Source organism: Streptomyces sp. NBC_00377 (assembly GCF_036075115.1).
Lineage (GTDB): Bacteria > Actinomycetota > Actinomycetes > Streptomycetales > Streptomycetaceae > Streptomyces.
Genome location: NZ_CP107958.1, coordinates 6,946,816 through 6,972,089 on the forward strand (window position 1 = coordinate 6,946,816; position 25,274 = coordinate 6,972,089).

20 protein-coding genes are annotated in these 25,274 nt (G+C 70.4%); 13 read left to right on the forward strand and 7 right to left on the reverse strand.

The features are described from left to right. The first annotated feature begins 3 nt into the window (after positions 1 to 3). Positions 4 to 477, forward strand: coding sequence for a type II 3-dehydroquinate dehydratase (gene aroQ, locus OHS71_RS30815; RefSeq protein ID WP_328482591.1), 474 nt, complete (start codon positions 4 to 6; stop codon positions 475 to 477). A gap of 38 nt (positions 478 to 515) precedes the next feature. Here aroQ and OHS71_RS30820 read toward each other — a convergent pair whose 3' ends face one another. The 5 genes from OHS71_RS30820 to OHS71_RS30840 all read right to left on the reverse strand — a co-directional run bounded on the left by OHS71_RS30820 (position 516) and on the right by OHS71_RS30840 (position 4,778). Then, positions 516 to 1,298, reverse strand: coding sequence for an amino acid ABC transporter ATP-binding protein (locus OHS71_RS30820; RefSeq protein WP_328482592.1), 783 nt, complete (start codon positions 1,296 to 1,298; stop codon positions 516 to 518). Continuing rightward, positions 1,295 to 2,227, reverse strand: a complete 933-nt coding sequence (locus tag OHS71_RS30825) for an amino acid ABC transporter permease (protein WP_328482593.1) — start codon at positions 2,225 to 2,227, stop codon at positions 1,295 to 1,297. The genes OHS71_RS30820 and OHS71_RS30825 overlap by 4 nt, the downstream gene beginning before the upstream one ends. Continuing rightward, positions 2,224 to 3,108: an ABC transporter substrate-binding protein gene (locus tag OHS71_RS30830; protein ID WP_328482594.1), complete on the reverse strand. Its 885-nt coding sequence runs from the start codon at positions 3,106 to 3,108 to the stop codon at positions 2,224 to 2,226. Before OHS71_RS30830 ends, OHS71_RS30825 begins: the two co-directional genes overlap by 4 nt. 317 nt (positions 3,109 to 3,425) lie before the next feature. Continuing rightward, positions 3,426 to 4,082, reverse strand: coding sequence for an MBL fold metallo-hydrolase (locus OHS71_RS30835; protein WP_328482595.1), 657 nt, complete (start codon positions 4,080 to 4,082; stop codon positions 3,426 to 3,428). Between the two features lie 9 nt (positions 4,083 to 4,091). Then, on the reverse strand, positions 4,092 to 4,778 hold the full coding sequence (locus OHS71_RS30840; RefSeq protein WP_328482596.1) for a maleylpyruvate isomerase family mycothiol-dependent enzyme: 687 nt from the start codon (positions 4,776 to 4,778) through the stop codon (positions 4,092 to 4,094). 223 nt (positions 4,779 to 5,001) lie between these two features. Here OHS71_RS30840 and uvrA point away from each other — a divergent pair, with 223 nt between their 5' ends. Further along, complete coding sequence (gene uvrA, locus OHS71_RS30845; protein ID WP_328482597.1) at positions 5,002 to 8,067, forward strand: excinuclease ABC subunit UvrA; 3,066 nt, start codon at positions 5,002 to 5,004, stop codon at positions 8,065 to 8,067. 144 nt (positions 8,068 to 8,211) lie between these two features. Here uvrA and OHS71_RS30850 read toward each other — a convergent pair whose 3' ends face one another. Both OHS71_RS30850 and OHS71_RS30855 read right to left on the reverse strand, forming a co-directional pair. Beyond that, positions 8,212 to 9,150 (reverse strand): carbohydrate kinase family protein, encoded by a 939-nt coding sequence (locus tag OHS71_RS30850; RefSeq protein ID WP_328482598.1) that lies wholly within the window; start codon positions 9,148 to 9,150, stop codon positions 8,212 to 8,214. Positions 9,151 to 9,368: 218 nt separating this feature from the next. Next, entirely contained in the window at positions 9,369 to 10,337 is a 969-nt protein-coding gene (locus OHS71_RS30855) for a hypothetical protein (protein WP_328482599.1), read from the reverse strand. A gap of 306 nt (positions 10,338 to 10,643) precedes the next feature. Here OHS71_RS30855 and uvrC point away from each other — a divergent pair, with 306 nt between their 5' ends. The 11 genes from uvrC (at position 10,644) to pgi (ending at position 25,260) form a co-directional block, all read left to right on the forward strand. After that, positions 10,644 to 12,740 carry an excinuclease ABC subunit UvrC gene (gene uvrC, locus OHS71_RS30860; RefSeq protein ID WP_328482600.1) on the forward strand — a complete coding sequence of 699 codons (2,097 nt, stop codon included), beginning with the start codon at positions 10,644 to 10,646 and terminating at the stop codon, positions 12,738 to 12,740. Then, positions 12,737 to 13,804, forward strand: a complete 1,068-nt coding sequence (rapZ, locus tag OHS71_RS30865; RefSeq protein WP_328482601.1) for an RNase adapter RapZ — start codon at positions 12,737 to 12,739, stop codon at positions 13,802 to 13,804. The genes uvrC and rapZ overlap by 4 nt, the downstream gene beginning before the upstream one ends. Beyond that, on the forward strand, positions 13,801 to 14,868 hold the full coding sequence (locus tag OHS71_RS30870; protein WP_328482602.1) for a gluconeogenesis factor YvcK family protein: 1,068 nt from the start codon (positions 13,801 to 13,803) through the stop codon (positions 14,866 to 14,868). The genes rapZ and OHS71_RS30870 overlap by 4 nt, the downstream gene beginning before the upstream one ends. Beyond that, positions 14,859 to 15,848: a DNA-binding protein WhiA gene (whiA, locus tag OHS71_RS30875; RefSeq protein ID WP_328482603.1), complete on the forward strand. Its 990-nt coding sequence runs from the start codon at positions 14,859 to 14,861 to the stop codon at positions 15,846 to 15,848. The genes OHS71_RS30870 and whiA overlap by 10 nt, the downstream gene beginning before the upstream one ends. A 144-nt stretch (positions 15,849 to 15,992) precedes the next feature. After that, positions 15,993 to 18,956 (forward strand): M14 family metallopeptidase, encoded by a 2,964-nt coding sequence (locus OHS71_RS30880; protein ID WP_328482604.1) that lies wholly within the window; start codon positions 15,993 to 15,995, stop codon positions 18,954 to 18,956. Positions 18,957 to 19,184: 228 nt separating this feature from the next. Continuing rightward, on the forward strand, positions 19,185 to 20,195 hold the full coding sequence (gene gap / locus OHS71_RS30885) for a type I glyceraldehyde-3-phosphate dehydrogenase (RefSeq protein WP_328482605.1): 1,011 nt from the start codon (positions 19,185 to 19,187) through the stop codon (positions 20,193 to 20,195). 155 nt (positions 20,196 to 20,350) lie between these two features. Continuing rightward, entirely contained in the window at positions 20,351 to 21,562 is a 1,212-nt protein-coding gene (locus tag OHS71_RS30890) for a phosphoglycerate kinase (RefSeq protein WP_328482606.1), read from the forward strand. Positions 21,563 to 21,568: 6 nt separating this feature from the next. Further along, a complete protein-coding gene (gene tpiA, locus OHS71_RS30895; RefSeq protein ID WP_328482607.1) occupies positions 21,569 to 22,345 on the forward strand; it encodes a triose-phosphate isomerase in 777 nt (258 codons plus the stop codon). Positions 22,346 to 22,496: 151 nt separating this feature from the next. Continuing rightward, positions 22,497 to 22,727, forward strand: coding sequence for a preprotein translocase subunit SecG (gene secG / locus OHS71_RS30900; protein ID WP_020131907.1), 231 nt, complete (start codon positions 22,497 to 22,499; stop codon positions 22,725 to 22,727). Positions 22,728 to 22,938: 211 nt separating this feature from the next. Continuing rightward, positions 22,939 to 23,274 carry an RNA polymerase-binding protein RbpA gene (locus OHS71_RS30905; RefSeq protein ID WP_006373288.1) on the forward strand — a complete coding sequence of 112 codons (336 nt, stop codon included), beginning with the start codon at positions 22,939 to 22,941 and terminating at the stop codon, positions 23,272 to 23,274. Between the two features lie 336 nt (positions 23,275 to 23,610). Next, positions 23,611 to 25,260: a glucose-6-phosphate isomerase gene (gene pgi / locus OHS71_RS30910; protein WP_328482608.1), complete on the forward strand. Its 1,650-nt coding sequence runs from the start codon at positions 23,611 to 23,613 to the stop codon at positions 25,258 to 25,260. Positions 25,261 to 25,274 lie beyond the last annotated feature (14 nt).

Consider the following 25,274-nt stretch of genomic DNA (forward strand, 5'->3'; position numbering starts at 1 on the left):
ACCGTGCCCCGCAGCCTGGCCAACGCCCCGATCATGATCCTCAACGGCCCCAACCTGAACCTGCTGGGGCAGCGCCAGCCGGAGATCTACGGTTCGGACACGCTCGCCGACGTCGAGACGCTCTGCGTCAAGGCGGCTGCTGCGCACGGCGGCACCGTGGACTTCCGGCAGTCCAACCACGAAGGGCAGCTGGTCGACTGGATCCACGAGGCGCGGCTGAACCACTGCGGCATCGTGATCAACCCGGGGGCCTACTCGCACACATCGGTGGCGATCCTGGACGCCCTCAACACCTGTGACGGTCTGGCGGTCCTGGAGGTCCACATCTCCAACATCCACCAGCGGGAGTCCTTCCGGCACCACTCGTACGTCTCGCTGCGCGCCGACGGGGTCATCGCGGGCTGCGGGGTGCAGGGATACGTGTTCGGCGTGGAGCGCGTCGCGGCGCTGGCGGGCGCGGGCAAGGCCGACGCGTAAGCATCGTTCTCAAGGCGCGCACCCCTTACCGCGTGCCCTCAGAGGCGACCCGCGTCCACGATGCGCCGCAGGAAGCGCCGCGTGCGTTCCTGCTGCGGGTCGCCGAAGATCCGCCCGGCTGTGCCCCGCTCCAGCACGACGCCTCCGTCCAGAAAACAGACCTGGTCGGCGACCTCGCGCGCGAACCCCATCTCATGGGTGGCGAGCACCATGGTCATGCCGTCGGCCTTCAGATCGCGGACCACGTTCAGGACCTCGCCCACCAGCTCCGGGTCGAGGGCCGCGGTGATCTCGTCGAGCAGCAGCAGCCGGGGACGCACGGCCAGGGCACGGACGATCGCCACACGCTGCTGCTGACCGCCGCTGAGCCGGTCGGGGTACTCGCCCGCCTTGCCGGCCAGCCCGAGCCGCTCCAGGAGCGCCCTGGCGTCTTCCTCGGCCTGTGCGCGGGCGACGCCGTGCACGCGGCGCGGGGCGAGCGTGATGTTCTCCAGCACCGTCATGTGCGGGAACAGGTTGTACGCCTGGAAGACCACGCCGATACGGCGCCGTACCGCGTCCTGGTCGGCGCGCGGGTCGGTGATTTCCTCACCGTCCAGCCAGATCGCGCCGTCGTCGATGTCCTCGAGCAGGTTGGCGCAGCGCAGCAGCGTGGACTTGCCGGAACCGGAGGCGCCGATCAGGGCCGTCACCGTGTGCGGGGCGACCTCCAGGTCGACGTCCCGCAGGACGACGGAGCCGCCGAAGGTCTTGCGGACGGACTCCATCCGCAGCACCGGAGCGGGCAGTGCCGCGGCCCCCTGCACTCCGGAGTCGCTCATGTCGTTCCTCCCTGGGCCCGCTGACGGTCCATCCGGGCCGTCACCCAGTCGGTGAGGCGGGTCATCGGGATGGTCAGGGCCACGAAGACCAGTCCCGCGACGATGTACGGCGTGTAGTTCAGGCTGCGCCCCACGATGATGTCCGCGGCGCGCACGGCGTCGATCGCGCCGCCGATGGAGACGAGACCGGTGTCCTTCTGCAGGGACACCAGGTCGTTCAGCAGCGGCGGCACCTGGCGGCGCACGGCCTGGGGGAGCACCACGAAGCGCAGCGCCTGCCGGTTGGTCAGACCCAGCGAGCGGGCCGCGGCGCGCTGGGAGGGGTGCACGGACTCGATGCCGGCGCGGAACACCTCGGCGACGTACGCCGAGTACGTCAGCGTCAGCGCCGTACCGCCCAGCAGCACCGGATCGACGGTGACGCCCTGGAGCCGCAGCGCCGGGACGCCGAGCACCACGATCATCAGGTTGATGATCAGCGGGAGACCGCGGAAGAAGTCCGTGTACGCCGCCGCCAGCACGCGCAGCGGGAAGAACACGGGCCCGCGCAGCGTGCGGGCCACGGCGATGAGCATGCCGAGGACGAGCACGGCGGCGCCGCAGACCAGCAGCAGCCTGACGTTCAGCCAGAGCCCTTCGAGGACCTTGGGGAGCGCCTCGCGCGCGTACTGCCCGTCGAAGAAGGTCTCCTTGGTGCGCGACCAGCCCGGCGCGCTGACGACGACCAGGTAGAGGACGGCGGCCGTGACCAGGGTCGACAGTGCGGCGATCGCCGTGGCGCGGCGGGCACGCGCGCGTTTGTGGCGCTCGCGCTCCAGCCGCCTCGGCGAGGGGACGTAGCCGTCACCGGGGGCGTCCCGGTCGCCCCCGGGGATGTCGCCCTCACCGTCCGCACCTTCCCGGCCGGACTCGTCCTTCGTGACCGTCACTTGAGCACCGGGGCGTCGACGGCGTCGGAGAGCCACTGCTGCTCGATCTTCGCCAGGGCGCCGTTCCCGCGCAGCGCGTCCACGGCCGCGGTCACGCAGGAGGTGAGCGCGCTGCCCTTGTCGAGCACGAGCCCGAACTGCTCCGGCGTGCCGCCCCGGTTCTCGAACTGGCCGACGATCTCGGCGTCCGTGACCTCGGCGGCCGTGATGTAGAAGGCGGTCGGCAGGTCGGTGACGACGGCGTCGACCTGGCCGTTCTTCAGCGCGGACTTGGCCTGGTCGTTCTTGGCGTAGACAGCCGCTTCCCCGGTCGGCTTCACCACGTCGTTGATGTAGTTCAGGCTGGTCGTGCCGACCTGGGCGCCCAGTTTGAGGCCCTTGAGGTCCGCGATGCTCGTCGCCTTGGCGGCCTTGGTGCCCTTCAGCGCGATGACGGCCTGGCGCACGTCGTAGTAGCCGGACGAGAAGTCCACGGCCTTCTTGCGCTCGTCACTGATCGACACCTGGTTGATGTCGAAGTCGAAGGTCTTCTCGCCCGGCGCGAAGGCCTTGTTGAACGGCACGCTCTGCCAGACGACGGCGCTCCTGTCGTAACCGAGCTGCTGCGCCACGGCGTACGCCACCGCGGACTCGAACCCCTTCCCGTTGGACGGCTTGTCGTCCTCGAACCACGGCTCGTACGCGGGCTCGTCGGTCGCGATCGTCAGCTTGCCGGAGGTCTCGGTGGCCAGCTTGCCCTTGGCGCAGGTGTCCGCGCTCGAACCGGAAGGCGCGGAAGCCGCCTTCTCCTCCGGCTGCGGGGCGCAGCCGACGGCGGTCGCGAGGAGGGCTACGGTGGCGCCGGCCACGGCGCGGCGCAGAACACGGGGGGCGATGTGCATGGCGGGAGAGTGGCAGCGAAACCCCTGTTTGTCGAGGTCACCCCAGCGATTGTCCGCATGGTGGGAACGGGTGTTGCGTTCTCGTGAACAGGCTCGACGCCTCCCCTGGGCCGCCGGTCGAGGGCGGGGATCGTGGACCGGCGGCCCGATCCGCGCCGGAGCCGTCATCCCGCGCGGAACTGCTGACCAGTTGACCGCGCAACCACACGTGCGGAAAGCGCGTGCGCCGGGTCGACGCGTGCACGCGATTCACACGGGGCGCGCGTTCGGTGGCGCGCGCCCCGGGAGCGGAACCTCAGGGGAAACCTACGGCCGGTTCACCACCCGCGCGCGTGCCACTCCGGAAGGTGCGGCCGCTCCGCGCCCAGCGTGGTGTCGTTGCCGTGGCCCGGATAGACCCAGGTCTCGTCCGGCAGCACATCGAAGATCTTCGTCTCGACGTCGTGGATGAGGTCGGCGAACGCCGCCGGGTCCTTGCGGGTGTTACCCACTCCGCCCGGGAAGAGGCAGTCGCCGGTGAACACGTGGGGGTGGCCGTGCGGGTCGTCGTAGACCAGGGCGATCGAACCGGGCGTGTGACCGACCAGGTGGCGCGCCGTGAGCTCCACGTGGCCCACCCGGATGACGTCGCCGTCGTCGACCAGGACGTCGGTCGGCACGGGGATGCCCTCGGCGTCCTCCCGGCCGGCGTGGGTACGCGCGCCTGTGGCCGCCACGACCTCGGCCAGCGCCTGCCAGTGGTCGCCGTGCTGATGGGTGGTGACGACGGACGCGATGCCGTCGTCGCCGATCGTGCCGAGCAGGGCCCGCGCGTCGTTCGCCGCGTCGATCAGCAACTGCTCGTCCGTGGCCCGGCAGCGCAGCAGATAGGCGTTGTTGTTCATCGGGCCGACCGCGATCTTGGTGATCATCAGGTCCTTGAGCTCGTGCACGTCCGCCGGGCCGCCGACCGTCACCTCTCCGCTGTACGTCATGGCGGCAGCCTATAGCGGCGGAAGGGCGGGCAGCGGTCCGCCGTCGGCCGTCAGGGCCGAGCCGTCGCGGCGCCCCGCGAGCCAGCCCAGCAGGTCCGCCGGCGGGCCGGTGACGCTCACCTCGCATCCGTCGGCCTCGCGGCCCGTCCGCCACACGCGTGTGCCGTCCGTCAGCCGGGTCGGCGGCACGTCGGGGTGCCCGGTGAACCGCTCCGCGAGGAACTCGGTCTCCCGTGCGGTGAACTCCTGCGGGAGGTCCTCCAGCTCGTAGCCGATGCCGAGGTCCACCGCGTGCAGCTCCACCTCCACCCATCTGCGGAAGGGCACGCGGGCCGCCGAGTCGACGACGCCGTTGCGCAGCTCGACCGTGCGGGACCAGTCGGCGGGCGCGGCGCCTGTCGCCTGGAAGCGGGCCGCGCTCTCCCGTACGTCCGTGAGCTGGACGTCCAGCGGGCGGCGGGCGTCCCGTTCGATGTCGGCGTCACGGGTGTGCGCGTCGGCGTACATGGGCCGGCCCTCGAGGACGTTCACCAGGGCGTCCGCGTTGCGGGCGAGGTGAGCGAGGACATGTGCGCGGCTCCAGCCGGGCAGACGTGACGGCGCGGCCGCGGACGCGTTGTCCAGCTTGGCGACTGCGGTGAGGAGCCGCTCGGTCGCGTCACGTACAGACTCCAGGTCACGAGCGTGATCAATCATGGTGCTGACCCTAGCTCCGCCACCCCTTCGGGTGAAGGTGGCCGACCGAGCCCGCAAATCGAATGCGCGTGCTATATGGTCGATGGTGGCGTCGGGCATGCTGGAAGGCCGGGGATTGTTGTCATCCGGTGAATCCCGACCGGCGTTGTCAGTGGCTCCCCCTAGTCTGAGAAAGACGGGGGCCCCGCCCCTGTCACTTCTCTCAAGAAAGGTGCGGACCGGCGTGGCCGACCGTCTCATCGTCCGTGGCGCGCGCGAGCACAACCTCAAGAATGTCTCGCTCGACCTGCCTCGCGACTCGCTCATCGTCTTCACGGGCCTGTCGGGGTCGGGCAAGTCCTCGCTGGCCTTCGACACCATCTTCGCCGAGGGCCAGCGGCGCTACGTCGAGTCCCTCTCCTCGTACGCCCGCCAGTTCCTCGGCCAGATGGACAAGCCGGACGTCGACTTCATCGAGGGCCTCTCCCCGGCCGTCTCCATCGACCAGAAGTCGACCTCGCGCAACCCGCGCTCCACGGTCGGCACGATCACCGAGGTCTACGACTACCTGCGCCTGCTCTTCGCGCGTATCGGCAAGCCGCACTGCCCCGAGTGCGGCCGACCCATCACCCGCCAGTCGCCGCAGGCCATCGTCGACAAGGTCCTGGAGCTGCCCGAGGGCAGCCGCTTCCAGGTGCTGTCGCCGCTGGTGCGTGAGCGCAAGGGCGAGTTCGTCGACCTGTTCGCCGACCTCCAGACCAAGGGCTACTCCCGCGCGCGGGTCGACGGCGAGACGATCCAGCTGTCCAACCCGCCCACCCTGAAGAAGCAGGAGAAGCACACCATCGAGGTGGTCATCGACCGCCTCACGGTGAAGGAGTCCGCCAAGCGCCGGCTCACCGACTCGGTGGAGACCGCCCTCGGCCTCGCCGGCGGCATGGTCGTGCTCGACTTCGTCGACCTGCCCGAGGACGACCCCGAGCGCGAGCGCATGTACTCGGAGCACCTGTACTGCCCGTACGACGACCTGTCCTTCGAGGAGCTGGAGCCCCGCTCCTTCTCGTTCAACTCGCCCTTCGGCGCCTGCCCCGAGTGCTCCGGCATCGGCACGCGTATGGAGGTCGACCCCGAGCTGATCGTCCCGGACGAGGACAAGTCCCTCGACGAGGGCGCCATCCACCCCTGGTCGCACGGCCACACCAAGGACTACTTCGGCCGCCTCATCGGTGCGCTCGCCGACGCGCTCGGCTTCCGCACGGACATCCCCTTCGCGGGGCTGCCGCTGCGCGCCAGGAAGGCCCTGCTGCACGGCCACAAGACGCAGATCGAGGTCCGCTACCGCAACCGGTACGGGCGCGAGCGCGTCTACACGACCCCCTTCGAGGGTGCCCTGCCGTTCGTGAAGCGCCGGCACGGCGAGGCCGAGAGCGACGCCAGCCGTGAGCGCTTCGAGGGCTACATGCGCGAGGTGCCCTGCCCCACCTGCAACGGCACGCGCCTGAAGCCGCTCGTCCTCGCGGTCACGGTCATGGAGAAGTCCATCGCCGAGGTCTCCGGGATGTCCATCAGCGACTGCGCGGACTTCCTGGGCGAACTGCGGCTCAACGCCCGCGACAAGAAGATCGCCGAGCGGGTCCTGAAGGAGGTCAACGAGCGGCTGCGGTTCCTCGTCGACGTCGGTCTGGACTACCTCTCGCTCAACCGCGCGGCCGGCACGCTCTCCGGCGGCGAGGCCCAGCGCATCCGCTTGGCCACCCAGATCGGCTCCGGCCTCGTCGGTGTCCTGTACGTCCTCGACGAGCCGTCCATCGGTCTGCACCAGCGCGACAACCACCGGCTGATCGAGACCCTGGTCCGGCTGCGGGACATGGGCAACACGCTGATCGTCGTCGAGCACGACGAGGACACCATCAAGGTCGCCGACTGGATCGTCGACATCGGTCCCGGCGCCGGGGAGCACGGCGGCAAGGTCGTGCACAGCGGCGGTCTGAAGGAACTCCTCGCCAACGACGAGTCGCAGACCGGGCAGTACCTGTCCGGCAAGAAGGCGATCCCGGTGCCGGACATCCGGCGCCCGCAGGACCCGTCCCGACGGCTCACCGTCCACGGGGCCCGCGAGAACAACCTCCAGGACATCGACGTCTCCTTCCCGCTGGGCGTGTTCACCGCGGTCACCGGTGTGTCCGGCTCCGGCAAGTCGACGCTGGTCAACGACATCCTGTACACGCACCTGGCCCGTGAGCTGAACGGCGCGAGGAGCGTGCCGGGGCGTCACACGCGCGTGGACGGCGACGACCTCGTCGACAAGGTCGTGCACGTCGACCAGTCGCCCATCGGCCGCACCCCGCGATCGAACCCGGCCACGTACACCGGTGTCTTCGACCACGTGCGCAAGCTGTTCGCGGAGACCACCGAGGCGAAGGTCCGCGGCTATCTGCCCGGTCGCTTCTCCTTCAACGTCAAGGGCGGCCGCTGCGAGAACTGCGCGGGCGACGGCACGATCAAGATCGAGATGAACTTCCTCCCGGACGTCTACGTCCCGTGCGAGGTCTGCCACGGCGCCCGGTACAACCGGGAGACCCTGGAGGTCCACTACAAGGGCAAGTCCATCGCCGACGTCCTGAACATGCCGATCGAGGAGGCCACGCAGTTCTTCGAGGCCGTCCCCGCGATCGCCCGCCACCTCAACACCCTGAAGGACGTCGGCCTCGGCTACGTCCGGCTCGGTCAGGCCGCGACCACCCTGTCGGGCGGCGAGGCCCAGCGGGTGAAGCTCGCCAGCGAGCTCCAGAAGCGCTCCACCGGCCGCACGGTCTACGTCCTGGACGAGCCGACCACGGGCCTGCACTTCGAGGACATCAGCAAGCTCCTGAAGGTGCTCGGCGGCCTGGTGGACAAGGGCAACACGGTCATCGTCATCGAGCACAACCTCGACGTGATCAAGACGGCCGACTGGGTCGTCGACATGGGCCCCGAGGGCGGCGCGGGCGGTGGCCTCGTCATCGCCGAGGGCACGCCGGAGGAGGTGGCCGGGGTGTCGACCAGCCACACCGGCAAGTTCCTGCGGGAGGTGCTCGGCGCCGACCGGATCAGCGACGCGGCTCCGGTGAAGGCCCCGCGCAGGGCGGCCGCGAAGAAGACGGTCGCGGCGAAGACCACGGCACGCAAGACCACGACCGCCAAGGCCACCGCCGCCAAGCCGGCCGCCACCAGGAAGGCCGCCGCCGACACCACGGCCGCGGACGGGAAGGCCGCAGGAGCGTCGAAGGCGACGCCTGCGAAGAAGACCACGCGGGCCCGCAAGGCATAGGAGACACGGCTCCCAGGACCTGGAGAGCCCACGGGTCACGAGGCCCGAAGCGGACACCGGCCACCCGGCCGGGTGATCCGCGCGGAGTGGTGCGGCGCCCCGCGGGAAACTTCCCGCGGGGCGCAATCCGTCGTCGCACGCGTCCTAGTCGGGAATCGACGGAGACAGGATCGGGAACCCGCCCAGTTCGGCGGCGTACGGGGGTTCCGCGCCGGCCCGTGAGCAGGTGACCGCCGCCGCGCGGGCGGCGAACCGCAGCAGCCGCTCCCAGTCCTCGGCGCCCAGATCCGCGAGTCCCGCCGGGGACAGGGCGCCCTGGACCCGCAGGCCGTGCAGCAGAGCCGCGTTCACCGTGTCCCCGGCACCGATGGTGTCCACCACGTCCACCGGTTCGCCCGGCACCGCGTACACGGATCCGTCCCGGGTGAAGGCGGTCAGCCCGTCGCCGCCCTGGGTGATCACGACGGCCGACGGACCGGCGGACAGCCACTCGCTCGGCGTGCCGCCCAGCCACGAGGCGTCCTCCTCGGACAGCTTGAGCAGGGACACCGAGGGCAGCCAGCTCCTGAAACGGGCCCGGTAGGCGTCCGCGTCGGGGATCAGCCCGGCCCGGATGTTCGGGTCGAGCGCCGTGAACAGCCCTCGCGCGGCGGCGGCCCGCATCAGCTCCTCGTACGCGCTCGCCCCCGGTTCCAGGACGAGCGAGCAGGTGCCGAAGGACACCGCGCGCGTGCCCGTGGGCAGGGTGGCCGGGGCCGTGAACAGCCGGTCGGCGGTGCCGTCGACGTAGAAGGAGTAGGCGGCCGAGCCGGCCGCGTCGAGGGTGGCCACCGCGAGGGTGGTCGGCTCAGGACCGCGCTGCACCGCGGACACGTCCACGCCCGAGCCCCGCAGCCCGGCGAGCAGCGCCTCACCGAAGGCGTCCCGTGAGGTGCGGGAGCAGAAGGCCGTGGGAGAGCCAAGGCGGCCGAGGGCGACGGCCGTGTTGTAGGGGCCGCCGCCCGGTGCCGGCTGAAGTGCCGCGAGGGCGCCCGCGCCCTGCGGTACCAGGTCGATCAGGGCCTCACCGGCGACGACGATCACGGGGGTCGTTCCTCTCTGTGGCTGTCGGGGACTGCTCGGGCCATTGTCCGCGGGGCAGCCGCACGACGTGCGGGGAACAGCGGAGCCCGCCACCCCGGGCGGGCGCCACGGCGTTCGAGGAGTACCCGACCGACCGGCGGGCCGTCCCGGCCGTCCCGACCGACGGGCCGTCCCGGCCGTCCCGGCCGTCCCGACCGGCCGACCACCCCGACCGCCGTTCAGTCCCAGTCCCACCCGATGCCGACCATGCCCGACCGCACCCGTGGCTCGACGAGATGGACGGAGCGGTGGCGGCCGCTGAGCGGCAGCTCCTGGCGGCCGCCGCGCGGGGCCGCCGCCGAGTGCTGGGTGAACCGGTGGCAGCGCACCGGCACGGCGTTCTCGTCGAAGCGGACCTGAAGGGCGTACTGGCCGCCCGCGGCGCCGAAACCGCGGACGTACTCGCGGGACACGCCCGCGGTGCCGTCCTCGACGCCGTAGCGGAAGAGAAAGGTGTCGCCGGCCCGCAGACGGGTGTCGAAGAGGAGTTCGGCCACCAGCACACCGGTGGCGTGGTGGCGCCGGACCCGTCCGGCCCGGCAGTTCTCCAGGGCGTGCACCGTCATCCGTTCCGGCGCGCAGCCGGGGTCGCCGTGGTGGACGGCCACGAAGCGGTCCACGCCGTCGCGGTGGGCGCGCACGATGTGCTGCGACTCGCGGCCCAGGAGTTCCCGCCGCGATCCGATACGAACCCGCTCGTGGTGCCCCAGGGTGTGCAGCCCGCCGTCGATGGGGCACTCCAGTTCGCCGAGCAGCTGTTCGAGGATGCCGGAGGCCTCCAGCAGGGAGCGGTAGGAGCGGCCCGCGGACTGCCCGGTCACCGCGCTGCCCTCGCCGCCGTCGGGCTCGGCGAGCAGCCGGATCAGGGACTCGTCCGGCAGGTGGAGGATCTCCTCCAGGGCGCGTACGGCGCGCAGCGACTCGGGGCGCTGCGGACGGCGGGCGCCCTGCTGCCAGTAACTCAGACTCGTCACGCCCACCTTCACCCCGTACCGCGACAGATGGTGCTGGACGCGTTGCAGGGGCAGGCCGCGGGCGGCGATCGCGGCCCGCAGCGCCACGTGGAAAGGACCGCCCCGCAGGGCCGTGTCCAGTTCCGCGGAGGCGGCGTCGACGACGGCGTCCGCGTGCTGTGTGGCGTGCGGCATGCAGGGGCCTCTCTGTGAATGCTCACGACGGCTGGTCGGACCGTACGCGTGGGTGGTCGGGGCCCGGCCGGCGGCGCCGGAGCTCCTTCACATCCGTAGGGCGGCCCTCAGCCGCCCGAGTTCCCCCGCATTGAAGCGTGTTGACCTGGTCCCGACAACACCTGATGCCCGAGTGGCACGTGCGTGTGGCCGAGTCGGTGCCTTCGGGTCCCGCCCCCGGTGACCGCTCGTCCACGGCACCGGTGGTCACCCGGCCGTCGTCCGGAGCCCGCCGGAGTGTCACCGCGCGCCAGTAGGGTGTGAGACATGGCCGACCCCTCCAGCTACCGCCCTAAGCCGGGACAGATCCCGGACTCTCCCGGGGTGTACCGATTCCGCGACGAGCACCGCCGGGTGATCTACGTCGGAAAGGCGAAAAGCCTGCGCCAGCGCCTGGCGAGCTACTTCCAGGACCTGGCCGGCCTCCACCCGCGCACCCGCACGATGGTCACCACTGCCGCGTCGGTGGAGTGGACGGTGGTGTCCACCGAGGTCGAGGCGCTCCAGCTGGAGTACTCCTGGATCAAGGAGTACGACCCCCGGTTCAACGTGAAGTACCGCGACGACAAGAGTTACCCCTACCTCGCGGTCACGATGAACGAGGAGTTCCCGCGCGTCCAGGTGATGCGCGGTCACAAGAAGAAGGGCGTCAGGTATTTCGGGCCGTACGCGCACGCGTGGGCGATCCGGGACACGGTCGACCTGCTCCTGCGTGTCTTCCCCGTGCGCACCTGCTCCGCCGGTGTCTTCAAGAACGCCGCCCGCACCGGCCGGCCCTGTCTGCTCGGCTACATCGGCAAGTGCTCCGCGCCGTGCGTGGGCCGGATCTCCGCCGAGGAGCACCGCGACCTGGCCGAGGACTTCTGCGACTTCATGGCCGGCCGGACCGGCACCTACCTCCGCCGTCTGGAGAAGCAGATGATGGAGGCGGCCGAGGAGATGGAGTACGAGCGGGCCGCCCGCCTGCGCGACGACATCGAGGCCCTGAAGAAGGCCATGGAGAAGAACGCGGTCGTGCTCGCGGACGCGACCGACGCCGACCTGATCGCGGTCGCCGAGGACGAGCTGGAGGCGGCCGTCCAGATCTTCCACGTCCGTGGCGGACGCGTACGCGGTCAGCGCGGCTGGGTGACCGACAAGGTCGAGGACGTCACGACCGGCGCCCTCGTCGAGCACGCCCTCCAGCAGCTGTACGGCGAGGAGCGGGGCGACTCCGTCCCCAAGGAGGTCCTGGTCCCGGCCCTTCCCGAGCCCGCCGAACCCGTCCAGGAGTGGCTCGCCGAGCGCCGCGGGTCCGGCGTGTCCCTGCGCATCCCGCAGCGCGGCGACAAGAAGGCCCTGATGGAGACCGTCGCACGCAACGCTCAGCAGGCGCTCGTCCTGCACAAGACCAGGCGCGCCTCCGACCTGACCACGCGTTCGCGTGCCCTGGAGGAGATCGCCGACGCCCTCGAGCTGGACAGCGCGCCGCTGCGCATCGAGTGCTACGACATCTCGCATCTCCAGGGCGACGACGTGGTGGCCTCCATGGTCGTCTTCGAGGACGGACTCCAGCGCAAGAGCGAGTACCGGCGTTTCCAGATCAAGGGCTTCGAGGGCCAGGACGACGTCCGCTCCATGCACGAGGTGATCACCCGCCGTTTCAGGCGCTACATCTCCGAGAAGGAGCGGACGGGGGAGTGGACCGACGGCGAGGACGCCCTCTCCGACGCCACCGGGACCGCCCTCGCCGACGCCTCCGAAGCGCCCCTCACCAGCAGCCTCAAGGACGACGACGGCCGCCCCAGGCGCTTCGCCTACCCGCCCCAGCTGGTCGTCGTCGACGGCGGACAGCCGCAGGTCGCGGCGGCCAAGCGGGCGCTGGACGAACTCGGCATCGACGACATCGCCGTCTGCGGGCTCGCCAAGCGCCTGGAGGAGGTCTGGCTGCCGGACGACGACGACCCGGTCGTCCTGCCCCGCAGCAGCGAGGGGCTCTATCTGCTCCAGCGCGTCCGCGACGAGGCCCACCGCTTCGCGATCACCTACCAGCGCACCAAGCGGGCCAAGCGTTTCCGCGCCGGCCCGCTGGACGAGGTGCCCGGTCTCGGCGAGGCGCGCAAGCAGGCACTGATCAAGCACTTCGGCTCGGTGAAGAGGCTGCGCGCCGCGACCGTCGAGCAGATCTGCGAGGTCCCGGGGATAGGCCGCAAGACGGCCGAGACCATCGCCGTGGCCCTCGCCCGGGCGGCAGCGCCCGCCCCCGCCGTGAACACGGCCACGGGAGAGATCATTGATGATGAGGAACCCGATACGACGGCGGGATTCCCCGGAGATCCCGTGACGACGGGCGCCCCGGAAGAACAACGGGGGCAGGAGACATGACAGAGCACGAAGCACACCCCACGGCAGAGCAGGAACAGGCGCCCACCCCGGTGCCCGCGGCCGCGCCCCGGCAGGGCCCCGGGACACCCGGCGGGGATTCCACCGCGCGTCCCGCGGCCCCCGACACCCCTCAGCAAGAAGTACGTCAGGAAGACGGAGCACAGGTGAGTACGGACGTCACGCCGCCCGGGATCCCCGAGGCGGCCATCCCCGAGCTGGTGATCATCTCCGGCATGTCCGGGGCCGGTCGTTCCACGGCGGCCAAGTGTCTGGAGGACCTCGGCTGGTTCGTCGTCGACAACCTCCCGCCCGCCCTGATCCCCACCATGGTGGAGCTGGGCGCCCGCTCCCAGGGCAACGTGGCGCGGATCGCGGTCGTCGTCGACGTCCGGGGCCGGCGCTTCTTCGACAACCTCCGCGAGTCCCTCGCCGACCTCGAGTCGAAGGGCGTCACCCGGCGGATCGTCTTCCTGGAGTCCTCCGACGACGCGCTCGTGCGCCGCTTCGAGTCCGTGCGCCGCCCGCACCCGCTCCAGGGCGACGGCCGCATCGTCGACGGCATCGACGCCGAGCGCGAGCTGCTGCGCGAGCTGCGCGGCGACGCCGACCTGGTGATCGACACCTCCAGCCTCAACGTGCACGAACTGCGCGCCAAGATGGACGCCCAGTTCGCCGGCGACGAGGAGCCCGAGCTGCGGGCCACCGTGATGTCCTTCGGCTTCAAGTACGGCCTCCCGGTCGACGCCGACCTGGTCGTGGACATGCGCTTCCTGCCCAACCCGCACTGGGTCCCGGAGCTGCGCCCCTACACCGGCCTCAACGAGGAGGTCTCGGCGTACGTCCTGAACCAGCCGGGCGCCAAGGAGTTCCTCGACCGGTACGCCGAGCTCCTCCAGCTGGTGGCCGCGGGCTACCGCCGGGAGGGCAAGCGCTATGTGACCATCGCGGTCGGCTGCACGGGCGGCAAGCACCGCTCGGTGGCCATGTCGGAGAAGCTCGCCGCGCGTCTGGCGGCCGAGGGCGTGGAGACGGTGGTCGTACACCGGGACATGGGACGGGAATGACAGGACGTTCTCCACGGCTCGGCCGGCTGCGCAGGGTCGCCCCCGACGGGCGCGTGAGCCGTCCGGTCGAGGCCCGCGGCGGCAAACCGCGCCGCCGGGGCACCCAGCCCAAGGTCGTCGCCCTCGGCGGCGGCATGGGACTGTCCGCCTCGCTCACCGCGCTGCGCCGGATCACCGGTGACCTCACCGGCGTCGTCACGGTGGCCGACGACGGTGGTTCCAGCGGGCGTCTGCGGGAGGAGCTGGGCGTGCTGCCGCCCGGGGACCTGCGCAAGGCGCTGGCCGCGCTGTGCGGTGACGACGACTGGGGCCAGACCTGGGCCCGGGTCATCCAGCACCGTTTCCAGTCGCAGGGCGAGATCAACGGCCACGCGGTGGGCAACCTGCTGATCGTGGCCCTGTGGGAGCAGCTCGGCGACCACGTCCAGGCGCTTGACCTGGTCGGCAGGCTGCTGGGCGCGCAGGGCCGGGTGCTGCCCATGTCCGCGGTGCCGCTGGAGCTCCAGGCGCTGGTCAAGGGGCACGATCCGGATCGGCCCGACGACGTCGACACCGTCCGGGGACAGGCGACCGTGGCGTTGACGCCCGGCGAGGTGCAGTCCGTGCACCTGGTGCCGAACGACCCGCCGGCCGTCCCGGAGGCGGTCGAAGCCGTCCTGGACGCCGACTGGGTGGTGCTGGGGCCGGGTTCCTGGTTCTCCTCGGTGATGCCGCACCTGCTGGTGCCCGATCTGCTGGACGCCCTCGTGGAGACGAAGGCGCGCCGGGTGCTCTCGCTGAACCTCGCCCCGCAGCCCGGAGAAACCGACGGCTTCTCCCCGCAGCGTCATTTGGAGGTTTTGGGACGACACGCCCCTAAACTCGCCCTGGACGTGGTGCTGGCCGACGTGGCCGCCGTGCCCGACCGCGACTCGCTGACCGACGCCGCCAAAAGGTTCGGGGCCGCGGTCGAGCTGGCGCCGGTGGCCCGGCCCGACGGAACCCCGAGGCATGACCCGGAGCTGTTGGCCGCCGCGTACGACCGTATTTTTCGGATGCATGGAAGGATCGGCCCATGGCGATGACGGCAGCGGTGAAGGATGAGATCTCCCGGCTCCCCGTCACCCGGACCTGCTGTAGAAAGGCGGAGGTCTCCGCCATTCTGCGGTTCGCCGGCGGCCTCCACCTGGTGAGCGGGCGCATCGTGATCGAGGCGGAGCTGGACACCGCGATGGCGGCCCGTCGGCTCAAGCGGGACATTCTGGAGATCTTCGGCCACAGCTCGGAGCTGATCGTGATGGCCCCGGGCGGTCTGCGCCGCGGCTCGCGCTATGTCGTGCGGGTGGTCGCCGGAGGTGACCAGCTGGCCCGGCAGACGGGCCTCGTCGACGGCCGCGGCCGTCCGATCCGGGGTCTGCCCCCGCAGGTGGTCTCCGGTGCGACCTGCGATGCGGAGGCGGCCTGGCGCGGGGCGTTCCTGGCGCACGGCTCGCTCACCGAGCCGGGCCGTTCGTCCTCCCTGGAGGTGACCTGCCCGGGCCCGGAGGCCGCGCTCGCGCTGGTCGGCGCCGCCCGCCGGCTGTCGATCGCCGCGAAGGCCCGCGAGGTGCGCGGGGTCGACCGGGTCGTGGTCCGGGACGGCGACGCGATCGGTGCGCTGCTGACCAGGCTGGGCGCGCACGAGTCGGTGCTGGCCTGGGAGGAGCGCCGGATGCGCCGCGAGGTGCGGGCCACGGCGAACCGGCTCGCGAACTTCGACGACGCCAACCTGCGCCGCTCGGCGCGCGCCGCCGTCGCCGCGGGGGCCCGTGTCCAGCGCGCTCTGGAGATCCTCGCGGACGAGGTGCCCGAGCACCTGGCGGCGGCCGGCCGGCTGCGCATGGACCACAAGCAGGCGTCCCTGGAGGAGCTCGGCGCGCTCGCCGACCCGCCGCTGACCAAGGACGCGGTCGCCGGACGGATCCGGCGGCTGCTGGCGATGGCCGACAAGCGTGCCTCGGACCTCGGTATCCCGGGTACGGACGCGGGGCTCAGCGACGAACTCGCCGGCGACCTGGTCGGCTGACTGTCCTTCAGAACGCCGGTGGCGTCGCCCATTTGGGTGACGCCACCGGCGTTTTCGTGGCGATGAGGCGCTCTTGACTGGATCATGAACTGTCATGAGCCTGGCAGGGTTCGCTGCTGGGGCGGACTCAGGCAAGGGGGGTTCATGAGACGAAGAGCGAGATCGATCCTCGCTGTCGGCGCGTTGCTGCTCGGCGGAGCGGCACTCGCACCCATCGCCCAGGCACAGCCCGGCAACACGCCGAAACCCGACGCGGACGAGGTCAAGGTCTTCCGCGCCGACGTCACCCGGCAGCAGGTACCCCTGCTGCTGGCGACAGGCCAGGACGGTCAGGAACTCAGCGAGCAGGTACCCGCGAAGGGCACCGCGACGGTCGAGGTCTACCTCACCGACAAGCAGGCGAAGAAGCTCGGCAAGCAGGGCGTCGGGCTCACCGAGCACACCCTTTCGGCCAGGGCGGAAAACCGCCTCGACGCGGCCGCCGAGGGAGTGTTCCGCCCCTACAGCGGCAGCGGCGGCCTGAAGGAGGAGATCCTCCGCACCGGCCAGGAGAACCCTGGCCTCACCAAGGTCGTCTCCCTCGGCAAGACCGTGGGCGGCCAGGACATCCTCGCCCTCAAACTGACCAAGAACGCGAAGAAGTCCGCGGACGGCTCCAAGCCCTCGGTCCTGTACATGTCCAACCAGCACGCGCGTGAGTGGATCACCCCGGAGATGACCCGGCGGCTGATGCACTACTACCTGGACAACTACGGGACCGACAAGCGCGTCAAGAAGATCGTCGACTCCAGCGAACTGTGGTTCGTCCTGTCGGCCAACCCCGACGGCTACGACTACACCTTCCAGAACACCGACAACCGGCTCTGGCGCAAGAACCTGCGGGACGTCAACGGCGACGGCGTGATCTCCACCGGCGACGGCGTCGACCTCAACCGCAACTTCGCCTACAAGTGGGGTTACGACAACGAGGGTTCGTCCCCCAACCCCACCAGCGAGACCTACCGCGGCGCGAGCCCCGGATCCGAGCCCGAGACCAAGGCGCTCGACGCCTTCGAGAAGCGGATCGGGTTCACGTACGGCATCAACTACCACTCCGCCGCCCAGCTGCTCCTCTACGGGGTCGGCTGGCAGGTCGCGACCGACACACCGGACGACGTCGTCTACAAGGCGCTCGCCGGCACCCCCGACAACTCCGCGGTCCCGGGCTACCACCCGCAGGTCTCCTCGGAGCTGTACACGACCAACGGCGAGGCCGACGGACACGCGGCGAACGTCAACGGCATGGGGATGTTCACCCCCGAGATGTCGACCTGCCAGACCGCCTCGGGTCTCGACCCGAACGACCAGTGGAACGCCTCCGACTGCCAGTCGGTCTTCAACTTCCCGGACGACGAGAAGCTGATCCAGGACGAGTTCGCCAAGAACGTCCCCTTCGCGCTCTCGGTCGCCGAGACCGCCGCGCACCCCGACACGCCGTCGTCCTCGGTCGGCCTGAGCGCCGCCGACTTCACCCCGGCGCCGTTCACCACCTCGTACTCGCGCGGCGCCGACCAGGAGGTCTCCGTCGTCGTACGCAAGGCGGTCCGCGACAAGAAACTCCAGTACCGCGTCAACGGCGGCCGTACCAAGGACCGGAAACTCAAGGCCTGGAACGGCGGCGAGACCTACGGCGGCGAGGACAACCTCCGCTTCGACGAGTACCGGGCCGAGGTGCGGGACGGCAGGCCGGGCGACAAGGTCGAGGTGTGGTTCACGGGTGAGACCGGCGCGACCAAGCACGGCAGGACGGTCTCCAGCGCGCACTTCACCTACACGGTCGCCGAGCGGCCCAAGGCCGACACCCTCGTCGTCGCCGAGGAGGGCACGGCCGCCACACAGGCGCAGACCTACGTCGACGCGCTGAAGGCCAACGGCCGCAAGGCGATCGTCTGGGACGTCGCCACCCAGGGCGCGCCCGACGCGCTCGGCGTGCTGAGCCACTTCGACACGGTCGTCCACTACACGGGCGCGAGCGCCCCCGGCAATCCGACCCAGCTCGAACTGCGCGCCTACCTCAACGAGGGCGGCAAGCTGATCGAGGCGGGCGAGCTGGCCGGCGGCAGCGTCGCCCTCGCCGACGGCACCCCGTCGAACGACTTCAGCCAGTACTACCTGGGCGCCTACTCCCGCACGTCGACCCCCGGCGCCACCGGCTTCACCGGCTCCGGCAAGCTCGGCGGCCTCAGCGCGACCCTCGGCCCGGCGACCGGCAACCCGCTCGACAGGGCGGGCACCTACGGCGTCACCTCGGACGAGCTGCCCGCAGCCGCGTACCCGCAGTTCGCGAGCGCCGGCGCCGGCCGCTTCGCCGGGACGGTCAACCCGTACGGGCCGTACACGGGCTCGTACATGGCCGCCGCCGTGCACACCGACGACGGCTACAAGCGCCTCACCCGCACCGTCGACCTCAGCAGTGTCGGCGCGGCGGGCAAGCCGGCCCTGCGCACCCGGCTGCTGTGGGACACCGAGCCCGGGTACGACAACGCGATCGTCGAGATCCACACGGTCGGCGCCGACGACTGGACGACGCTTCCTGAGGCGGGCGGCGCCACCAGCACCGCCGTGCCCGCGGAGTGCGGCGCAGGCTTCTACGTCGGCGAACACCCGTGGCTGGGGCACTACCTCACCCTCGGTTCCGGCGACTGCGCCGCCACCGGCACCACCGGCTCCTGGAACGCCCTGACCGGCGCCTCCAGCGGCTGGCAGCAGGTGGACTTCGACCTCAGCGGCTACGCGGGCAAGAAGGTCGAGATCTCGATCGCCTACGTCACCGACCCCGGCAGCGGCGGCCACGGAGTCCTCGCGGACGACGCCTCGCTGGTCGTCGGTGGCGCGACCGCCGAGACGGAGGGCTTCGAGACGTCGCTCGGAGCCTGGCGGGTCACGGGTCCGCCCCCGGGCAGCCCCGCCGTCCTGAAGGACTGGGCGCGCACCGGCGCCCTGTTCCAGACCTACGGAGCGGTCACCACCGACGACACCGTGCTGCTGGGCTTCGGTCTGGAACACGTCACCTCGGCGGCCGACCGCAAGGCGCTCATCGGGAAGGCGCTCGACTCACTTGAGAGCTGAAAAGCGCCGGTCAACATGGCGTGACGGTTCGTAACCGGATCGAGCGATCGGGCCTCCGGCCCGGGCGGTCCGTACCCCTACTGGCGGGTACGGACCGCCCTGCCGTGTATGGGCGGAGTCGATGTCACCCCGGCGGCCTCGGAGAGGTAGGGTCGGTGTTGGTCGGGGACATCCCAAATACAGCTCGCCGGCACCGCATAGCCGGCGTACCAACGAGGAGATCGGTTCGTGACGATCCGCGTAGGCATCAACGGCTTTGGCCGCATCGGTCGTAACTACTTCCGCGCGCTGCTGGAGCAGGGTGCTGACATCGAGATCGTGGCTGTCAACGACCTGGGTGACACCGCGACCACCGCTCATCTGCTGAAGTACGACACCATCCTGGGCCGCCTCAAGGCCGAGGTGTCGCACACCGCCGACACGATCACCGTCGACGGCCACACGATCAAGGTGCTGTCCGAGCGCAACCCGGCGGACATCCCGTGGGGCGACCTGGGCGTCGACATCGTGATCGAGTCCACCGGCATCTTCACCAAGAAGGCCGACGCCGAGAAGCACATCGCAGGCGGCGCCAAGAAGGTCCTGATCTCGGCTCCGGCCAAGGACGAGGACATCACCATCGTGATGGGCGTCAACCAGGACAAGTACGTGGCGGCCGACCACCACGTCATCTCCAACGCCTCCTGCACCACCAACTGTGTGGCGCCGATGGCCAAGGTCCTCGACGAGAACTTCGGCATCGTCAAGGGTCTGATGACGACGGTCCACGCGTACACCAACGACCAGCGCATCCTGGACTTCCCGCACTCGGACCTGCGTCGCGCCCGCGCCGCCGCCGAGAACATCATCCCGACCACCACGGGCGCCGCCAAGGCCACCGCGCTGGTCCTCCCGCAGCTCAAGGGCAAGCTCGACGGCATCGCCATGCGCGTGCCGGTCCCGACGGGCTCGGCCACCGACCTGGTCGTGACGCTCCAGCGCGAGGTCACCAAGGACGAGGTCAACGCCGCGTTCAAGAAGGCCTCCGAGGACGGCGACCTCAAGGGTTACCTGACGTACACCGAGGACCCGATCGTCTCCTCGGACATCGTCGGCGACCCGGCCTCCTGCACCTTCGACTCCTCCCTGACCATGGTCCAGGAGGGCAACTCGGTGAAGATCCTCGGCTGGTACGACAACGAGTGGGGCTACTCCAACCGCCTCGTCGACCTCACGGTCTTCGTCGGCAACCAGCTCTGATCGTCGGATCAGGCACCTCGATGTGAGTGCAGGGCTCGGGCGGCGCAGGGACGCGCCGCCCGAGCCCTGACGCACGTACGGATCAGCCTTCTCACGGTCGCCGGCGATCACGCGTGATCCCCGGCACCACGAGCCCTCCTCAGGAGCCCCCCGTAATGAAGACGATCGACGAACTTCTCGCCGAAGGCGTCGCAGGCAAGCGGGTCTTCGTCCGCGCCGACCTCAACGTGCCGCTCGACGGCGCCGCCATCACCGACGACGGCCGTATCCGCGCCGTCCTGCCGACCGTCAAGGCCCTCGCGGACGCGGGCGCCAAGGTGGTCGTCGCCTCGCACCTGGGCCGCCCCAAGGGCGCTCCGGACCCGGCCTTCTCCCTCGCCCCCGCCGCCGCCCGGCTCGGCGAACTCCTCGGCTCCGCCGTGGCCTTCGCCACCGACACGGTCGGGGAGTCCGCGCGTTCCACGGTCGCGGGCCTCGCCGACGGCCAGGTCGCCGTCCTCGAGAACCTGCGCTTCAACGCGGGCGAGACCAGCAAGGACGACACCGAGCGCGGCGCCTTCGCCGACCAGCTCGCCGAACTCGCCGACCTCTACGTCGGCGACGGGTTCGGGGCGGTGCACCGCAAGCACGCCTCCGTCTACGACCTCCCGGCCCGCCTGCCGCACGCCGCCGGCTACCTCATCGCCACCGAGGTCGGCGTCCTGAAGAAGCTCACCGAGGACGTCGAGCGGCCCTACGTCGTCGCCCTCGGCGGCTCCAAGGTCTCCGACAAGCTCGCCGTGATCGACCAGCTGCTGGGCAAGGCGGACCGCCTCCTCATCGGCGGCGGCATGCTGTTCACCTTCCTGAAGGCCAAGGGGTACGAGGTAGGCGCCTCCCTCCTTCAGGAGGACCAGCTGCCGGTCGTCCGGGAGTACATCGAGCGGGCGGAGAAGAACGGCGTCGAGCTGGTCCTCCCCGTCGACGTGCTGACCTCCACCGAGTTCCCGGACCTGAAGACCAAGGCGCCGGCGCACCCGAACACCGTCGCCGCGGACGCCATCCCCGCCGACCAGCTGGGCCTGGACATCGGTCCCGAGACCCGCAAGCTGTACGCCTCGAAGCTCGCCGACGCCGGCACCGTCTTCTGGAACGGTCCGATGGGCGTCTTCGAACACCCCGACTACGCCGAGGGCACCAGGGCGGTCGCCCAGGCCCTCATCGACTCCCCGGCCTTCACGGTCGTCGGCGGTGGCGACTCCGCCGCGGCCGTCCGCCTGCTGGGCTTCGACGAGAACGCATTCGGCCACATCTCGACCGGTGGCGGCGCCTCCCTCGAATACCTCGAGGGCAAGACGCTCCCCGGCCTCGCCGCACTGGAGGGCTGACCCCGCATGACCACTCGCATGCCGCTGATGGCGGGCAACTGGAAGATGAACCTCAACCACCTCGAGGCCATCGCCCACGTCCAGAAGCTCGCCTTCGCCCTCGCCGACAAGGACTACGAGGCCGTCGAGGTCGCCGTCCTGCCGCCCTTCACCGACCTGCGCTCCGTGCAGACCCTGGTCGACGGCGACAAGCTGAAGATCAAGTACGGCGCCCAGGACATCTCGGCGCACGACTCGGGCGCCTACACCGGCGAGATCTCCGGCTCGATGCTCGCCAAGCTGAAGTGCACGTTCGTGGCGGTCGGCCACTCCGAGCGCCGCCAGTACCACAACGAGACCGACGAGCTCGTGAACGCCAAGGTCAAGGCCGCCTACAGGCACGGTCTGACCCCGATCCTGTGCGTCGGCGAGGAACTGGACGTCCGCGAGGCGGGCAACCACGTCTCCCACACCCTCGCCCAGGTCGAGGGCGGTCTGAAGGACCTGCCGGCCGAGCAGGCCGAGTCCGTCGTGATCGCCTACGAGCCCGTGTGGGCCATCGGCACCGGCAAGGTCTGCGGCGCCGAGGACGCGCAGGAGGTCTGCGCCGCCATCCGCGCCAAGCTCGCCGAGCTCTACGGCCAGGAGCTGGCCGACCAGGTCCGCATCCAGTACGGCGGCTCCGTGAAGTCCGGCAACGTCGCCGAGATCATGGCGCAGGCCGACATCGACGGCGCGCTGGTCGGAGGCGCCTCGCTGGATGCCGACGAGTTCGTCAAGATCGTGCGCTTCCGCGATCAGTGATCCGAACCGTGAGTAGGCGGTAGCGACGATCCGTCGTACTCTTGCGGGGGCATGGCGCCACGCGGCGCAGCCGCACGTCACAACGACGCCATGCCCCCGTTGTTCGTCCCAGTCGTCATCCGAATCCTAGGAAGTTGGTCCAGCCGTGGTTTTGGGGTTCTCGATCGCCCTGATCGTCTTCAGCCTGCTGCTGATGCTGCTGGTGCTGATGCACAAGGGGAAGGGCGGCGGCCTCTCCGACATGTTCGGTGGCGGCATGCAGTCCTCCGTCGGCGGCTCCTCGGTCGCCGAGCGCAACCTGGACCGCATCACCGTCGTCATCGGTCTGCTGTGGTTCGCCTGCATCATCGTGCTCGGCATCGTGATGAAGACGAACAGCTGATCAGCTTCGCACAGGCACGCACATTCCGGTACGTAACGCCCCATGTTCGGTACGCGCAGCTGAGCGCGGCCTATCATGGGGCTTGCGTCCGGGTGTGGAAGCTGTAACTCCAAGCACTGGACGCGCGTTGGGCCTTACGTAGACTGAGGCGCTCGCAGCGAAGCGAAACGCCGACTCGCTTTGCGGCACCATCACGCAGGGAGTTACGACCGTGGCAAGTGGCAACGCGATCCGAGGAAGCCGGGTCGGGGCGGGGCCGATGGGCGAGGCCGAGCGGGGCGAGTCCGCGCCGCGTCTGCGCATCTCCTTCTGGTGCTCCAACGGACACGAGACGGTGCCCAGCTTCGCCAGCGACGCGCAGGTTCCCGACACCTGGGACTGTCCGCGCTGCGGCTTTCCCGCCGGGCAGGACCGGGACAACCCTCCGGCCCCGCCGCGCACCGAGCCCTACAAGACGCACCTCGCCTATGTACGGGAGCGGCGCAGCGACGCGGACGGCGAGGCGATCCTCGCCGAGGCGCTCGCCAAACTGCGGGGCGAGATCTAGCGACCGAGACCGGCCGGGTACCCGAGGGTGCCTGGCCGGACCTGTTTCCCGCACGTGCGGCGTCCACCCGCGCCGTGCCCCTCGGTCATGGCTCCGCCCTCGCCGCCCGCCGTCCCGCCGACACCCCTTCAGCCTTCTTCGGGCTGCGTCTCCACGGGCCGTTGCCCGCACTCGCCGTCGCCGCGTTGATACCCGCGGGCCAGGCGGACGTACCTGTGGGTGTCCCCGCACGGCAGTGGCACGTCCGCTCATGTGCCGCGCTGATCAACTAGGTTGGGTCCGGCGGGGCAAGCGTGCACAGCACGGACAGTCGAGGAAAGAGGGCTGAAGTCCGACATGAACGCAGACGGCCGTACGAGGCTCAACCAGACGCCCGAGTGGACCGCTCTGGCCAAACACCGCGAGGAACTCGGCGAGGTGCGGCTGCGGGAGCTGTTCGCCGCCGATCCCGGGCGGGGCGCCGGATACACGCTCCAGGTCGGTGACCTGCACATCGACTACTCCAAGCACCTCGTCACCGACGAGACTCTGCGGCACCTGCGCGAGCTGGCCGCCGCCGCCGACGTGTTCGGCCTGCGGGACGCCATGTTCCGCGGCGAGAAGATCAACACCACCGAGGACCGTGCCGTACTGCACACGGCCCTGCGCGCCCCGCGCGACGCGGTGATCGAGGTCGACGGGGAGAACGTCGTCCCGGCGGTGCACGCCGTGCTCGACAAGATGGCCGGCTTCGCCGAACGCGTCCGCACCGGCGCCTGGACCGGCCACACCGGCCGACGTATCCGCAACGTGGTCAACATCGGCATCGGCGGCTCCGATTTGGGCCCGGCGATGGCCTACGAGGTGCTGCGCGGCTACACCGACCGCGACCTCACGGTCCGGTTCGTGTCGAACGTGGACGGCGCCGACCTGCACGAGGCCACCCGCGACCTGGACCCGGCCGAGACGCTGTTCATCATCGCCTCGAAGACGTTCACCACCATCGAGACCATCACCAACGCGACCTCGGCCCGCACCTGGCTGCTGAACGCCCTCGGTGACCAGGCGGCCGTCGCCAAGCACTTCGTCGCGCTGTCGACGAACGCGTCCAAGGTCGCCGACTTCGGCATCGACACGGCCAACATGTTCGAGTTCTGGGACTGGGTCGGCGGCCGCTACTCCTACGACTCGGCGATCGGCCTGTCCCTGATGATCGCCATCGGGCCGGACCGCTTCCGCGAGATGCTCGACGGCTTCCACCTCGTCGACGAGCACTTCAGGACCGCGCCCGCCGAGTCCAACGTGCCCCTGCTGCTCGGCCTGTTGGGTATCTGGTACGGCAACTTCCACGACGCCCAGTCGCACGCCGTGCTGCCCTACAGCCACTACCTCTCGAAGTTCGCCGCCTACCTCCAGCAGCTGGACATGGAGTCCAACGGCAAGTCCACGGACCGGGACGGCAGGGCGGTCGAGTGGCAGACCGGCCCGGTCGTCTGGGGTACGCCGGGCACCAACGGGCAGCACGCCTACTACCAGCTCATCCACCAGGGCACGAAGCTCATCCCGGCGGACTTCATCGGCTTCGCCGAACCGGCCGACGAGCTGAGCGCGGAACTCAAGGCGCAGCACGACCTGCTCATGGCCAACTTCTTCGCCCAGACCCAGGCGCTGGCCTTCGGCAAGACGCCCGAGGAGGTGCGCGCGGAGGGGGTGCCGGAGGAGCTGGTGGCCCACAAGACGTTCAAGGGCAACCACCCCACGACCACGATCCTCGCGCGTGAGCTGACCCCCTCGGTCCTCGGCCAGCTCGTCGCGCTCTACGAGCACAAGGTGTTCGTGCAGGGAGCGGTGTGGAACATCGACTCCTTCGACCAGTGGGGCGTGGAGCTCGGCAAGGTGCTCGCCAAGCGCGTCGAACCCGCCCTCACCGAGGGCGCCGAGGTCCCCGGGCTGGACGCCTCCACCGAGGCGCTGGTCGCCAAGTACCGGGAGCTGCGCGGCCGTTAGCGGTCGCCGCAGGG

Coding starts and splice junctions, on each gene's coding strand:
- OHS71_RS30820 (WP_328482592.1), bottom strand. CDS start 1,298: ATGAGCGACTCCGGAGTGCAGGGGGCCGCGGCACTGCCCGCTCCGGTG.
- OHS71_RS30830 (WP_328482594.1), bottom strand. CDS start 3,108: ATGCACATCGCCCCCCGTGTTCTGCGCCGCGCCGTGGCCGGCGCCACC.
- OHS71_RS30835 (WP_328482595.1), bottom strand. CDS start 4,082: ATGACGTACAGCGGAGAGGTGACGGTCGGCGGCCCGGCGGACGTGCAC.
- OHS71_RS30840 (WP_328482596.1), bottom strand. CDS start 4,778: ATGATTGATCACGCTCGTGACCTGGAGTCTGTACGTGACGCGACCGAG.
- OHS71_RS30855 (WP_328482599.1), bottom strand. CDS start 10,337: ATGCCGCACGCCACACAGCACGCGGACGCCGTCGTCGACGCCGCCTCC.
- uvrC (WP_328482600.1), top strand. CDS start 10,644: ATGGCCGACCCCTCCAGCTACCGCCCTAAGCCGGGACAGATCCCGGAC.
- rapZ (WP_328482601.1), top strand. CDS start 12,737: ATGACAGAGCACGAAGCACACCCCACGGCAGAGCAGGAACAGGCGCCC.
- OHS71_RS30870 (WP_328482602.1), top strand. CDS start 13,801: ATGACAGGACGTTCTCCACGGCTCGGCCGGCTGCGCAGGGTCGCCCCC.
- whiA (WP_328482603.1), top strand. CDS start 14,859: ATGGCGATGACGGCAGCGGTGAAGGATGAGATCTCCCGGCTCCCCGTC.
- OHS71_RS30880 (WP_328482604.1), top strand. CDS start 15,993: ATGAGACGAAGAGCGAGATCGATCCTCGCTGTCGGCGCGTTGCTGCTC.
- OHS71_RS30890 (WP_328482606.1), top strand. CDS start 20,351: ATGAAGACGATCGACGAACTTCTCGCCGAAGGCGTCGCAGGCAAGCGG.
- tpiA (WP_328482607.1), top strand. CDS start 21,569: ATGACCACTCGCATGCCGCTGATGGCGGGCAACTGGAAGATGAACCTC.
- pgi (WP_328482608.1), top strand. CDS start 23,611: ATGAACGCAGACGGCCGTACGAGGCTCAACCAGACGCCCGAGTGGACC.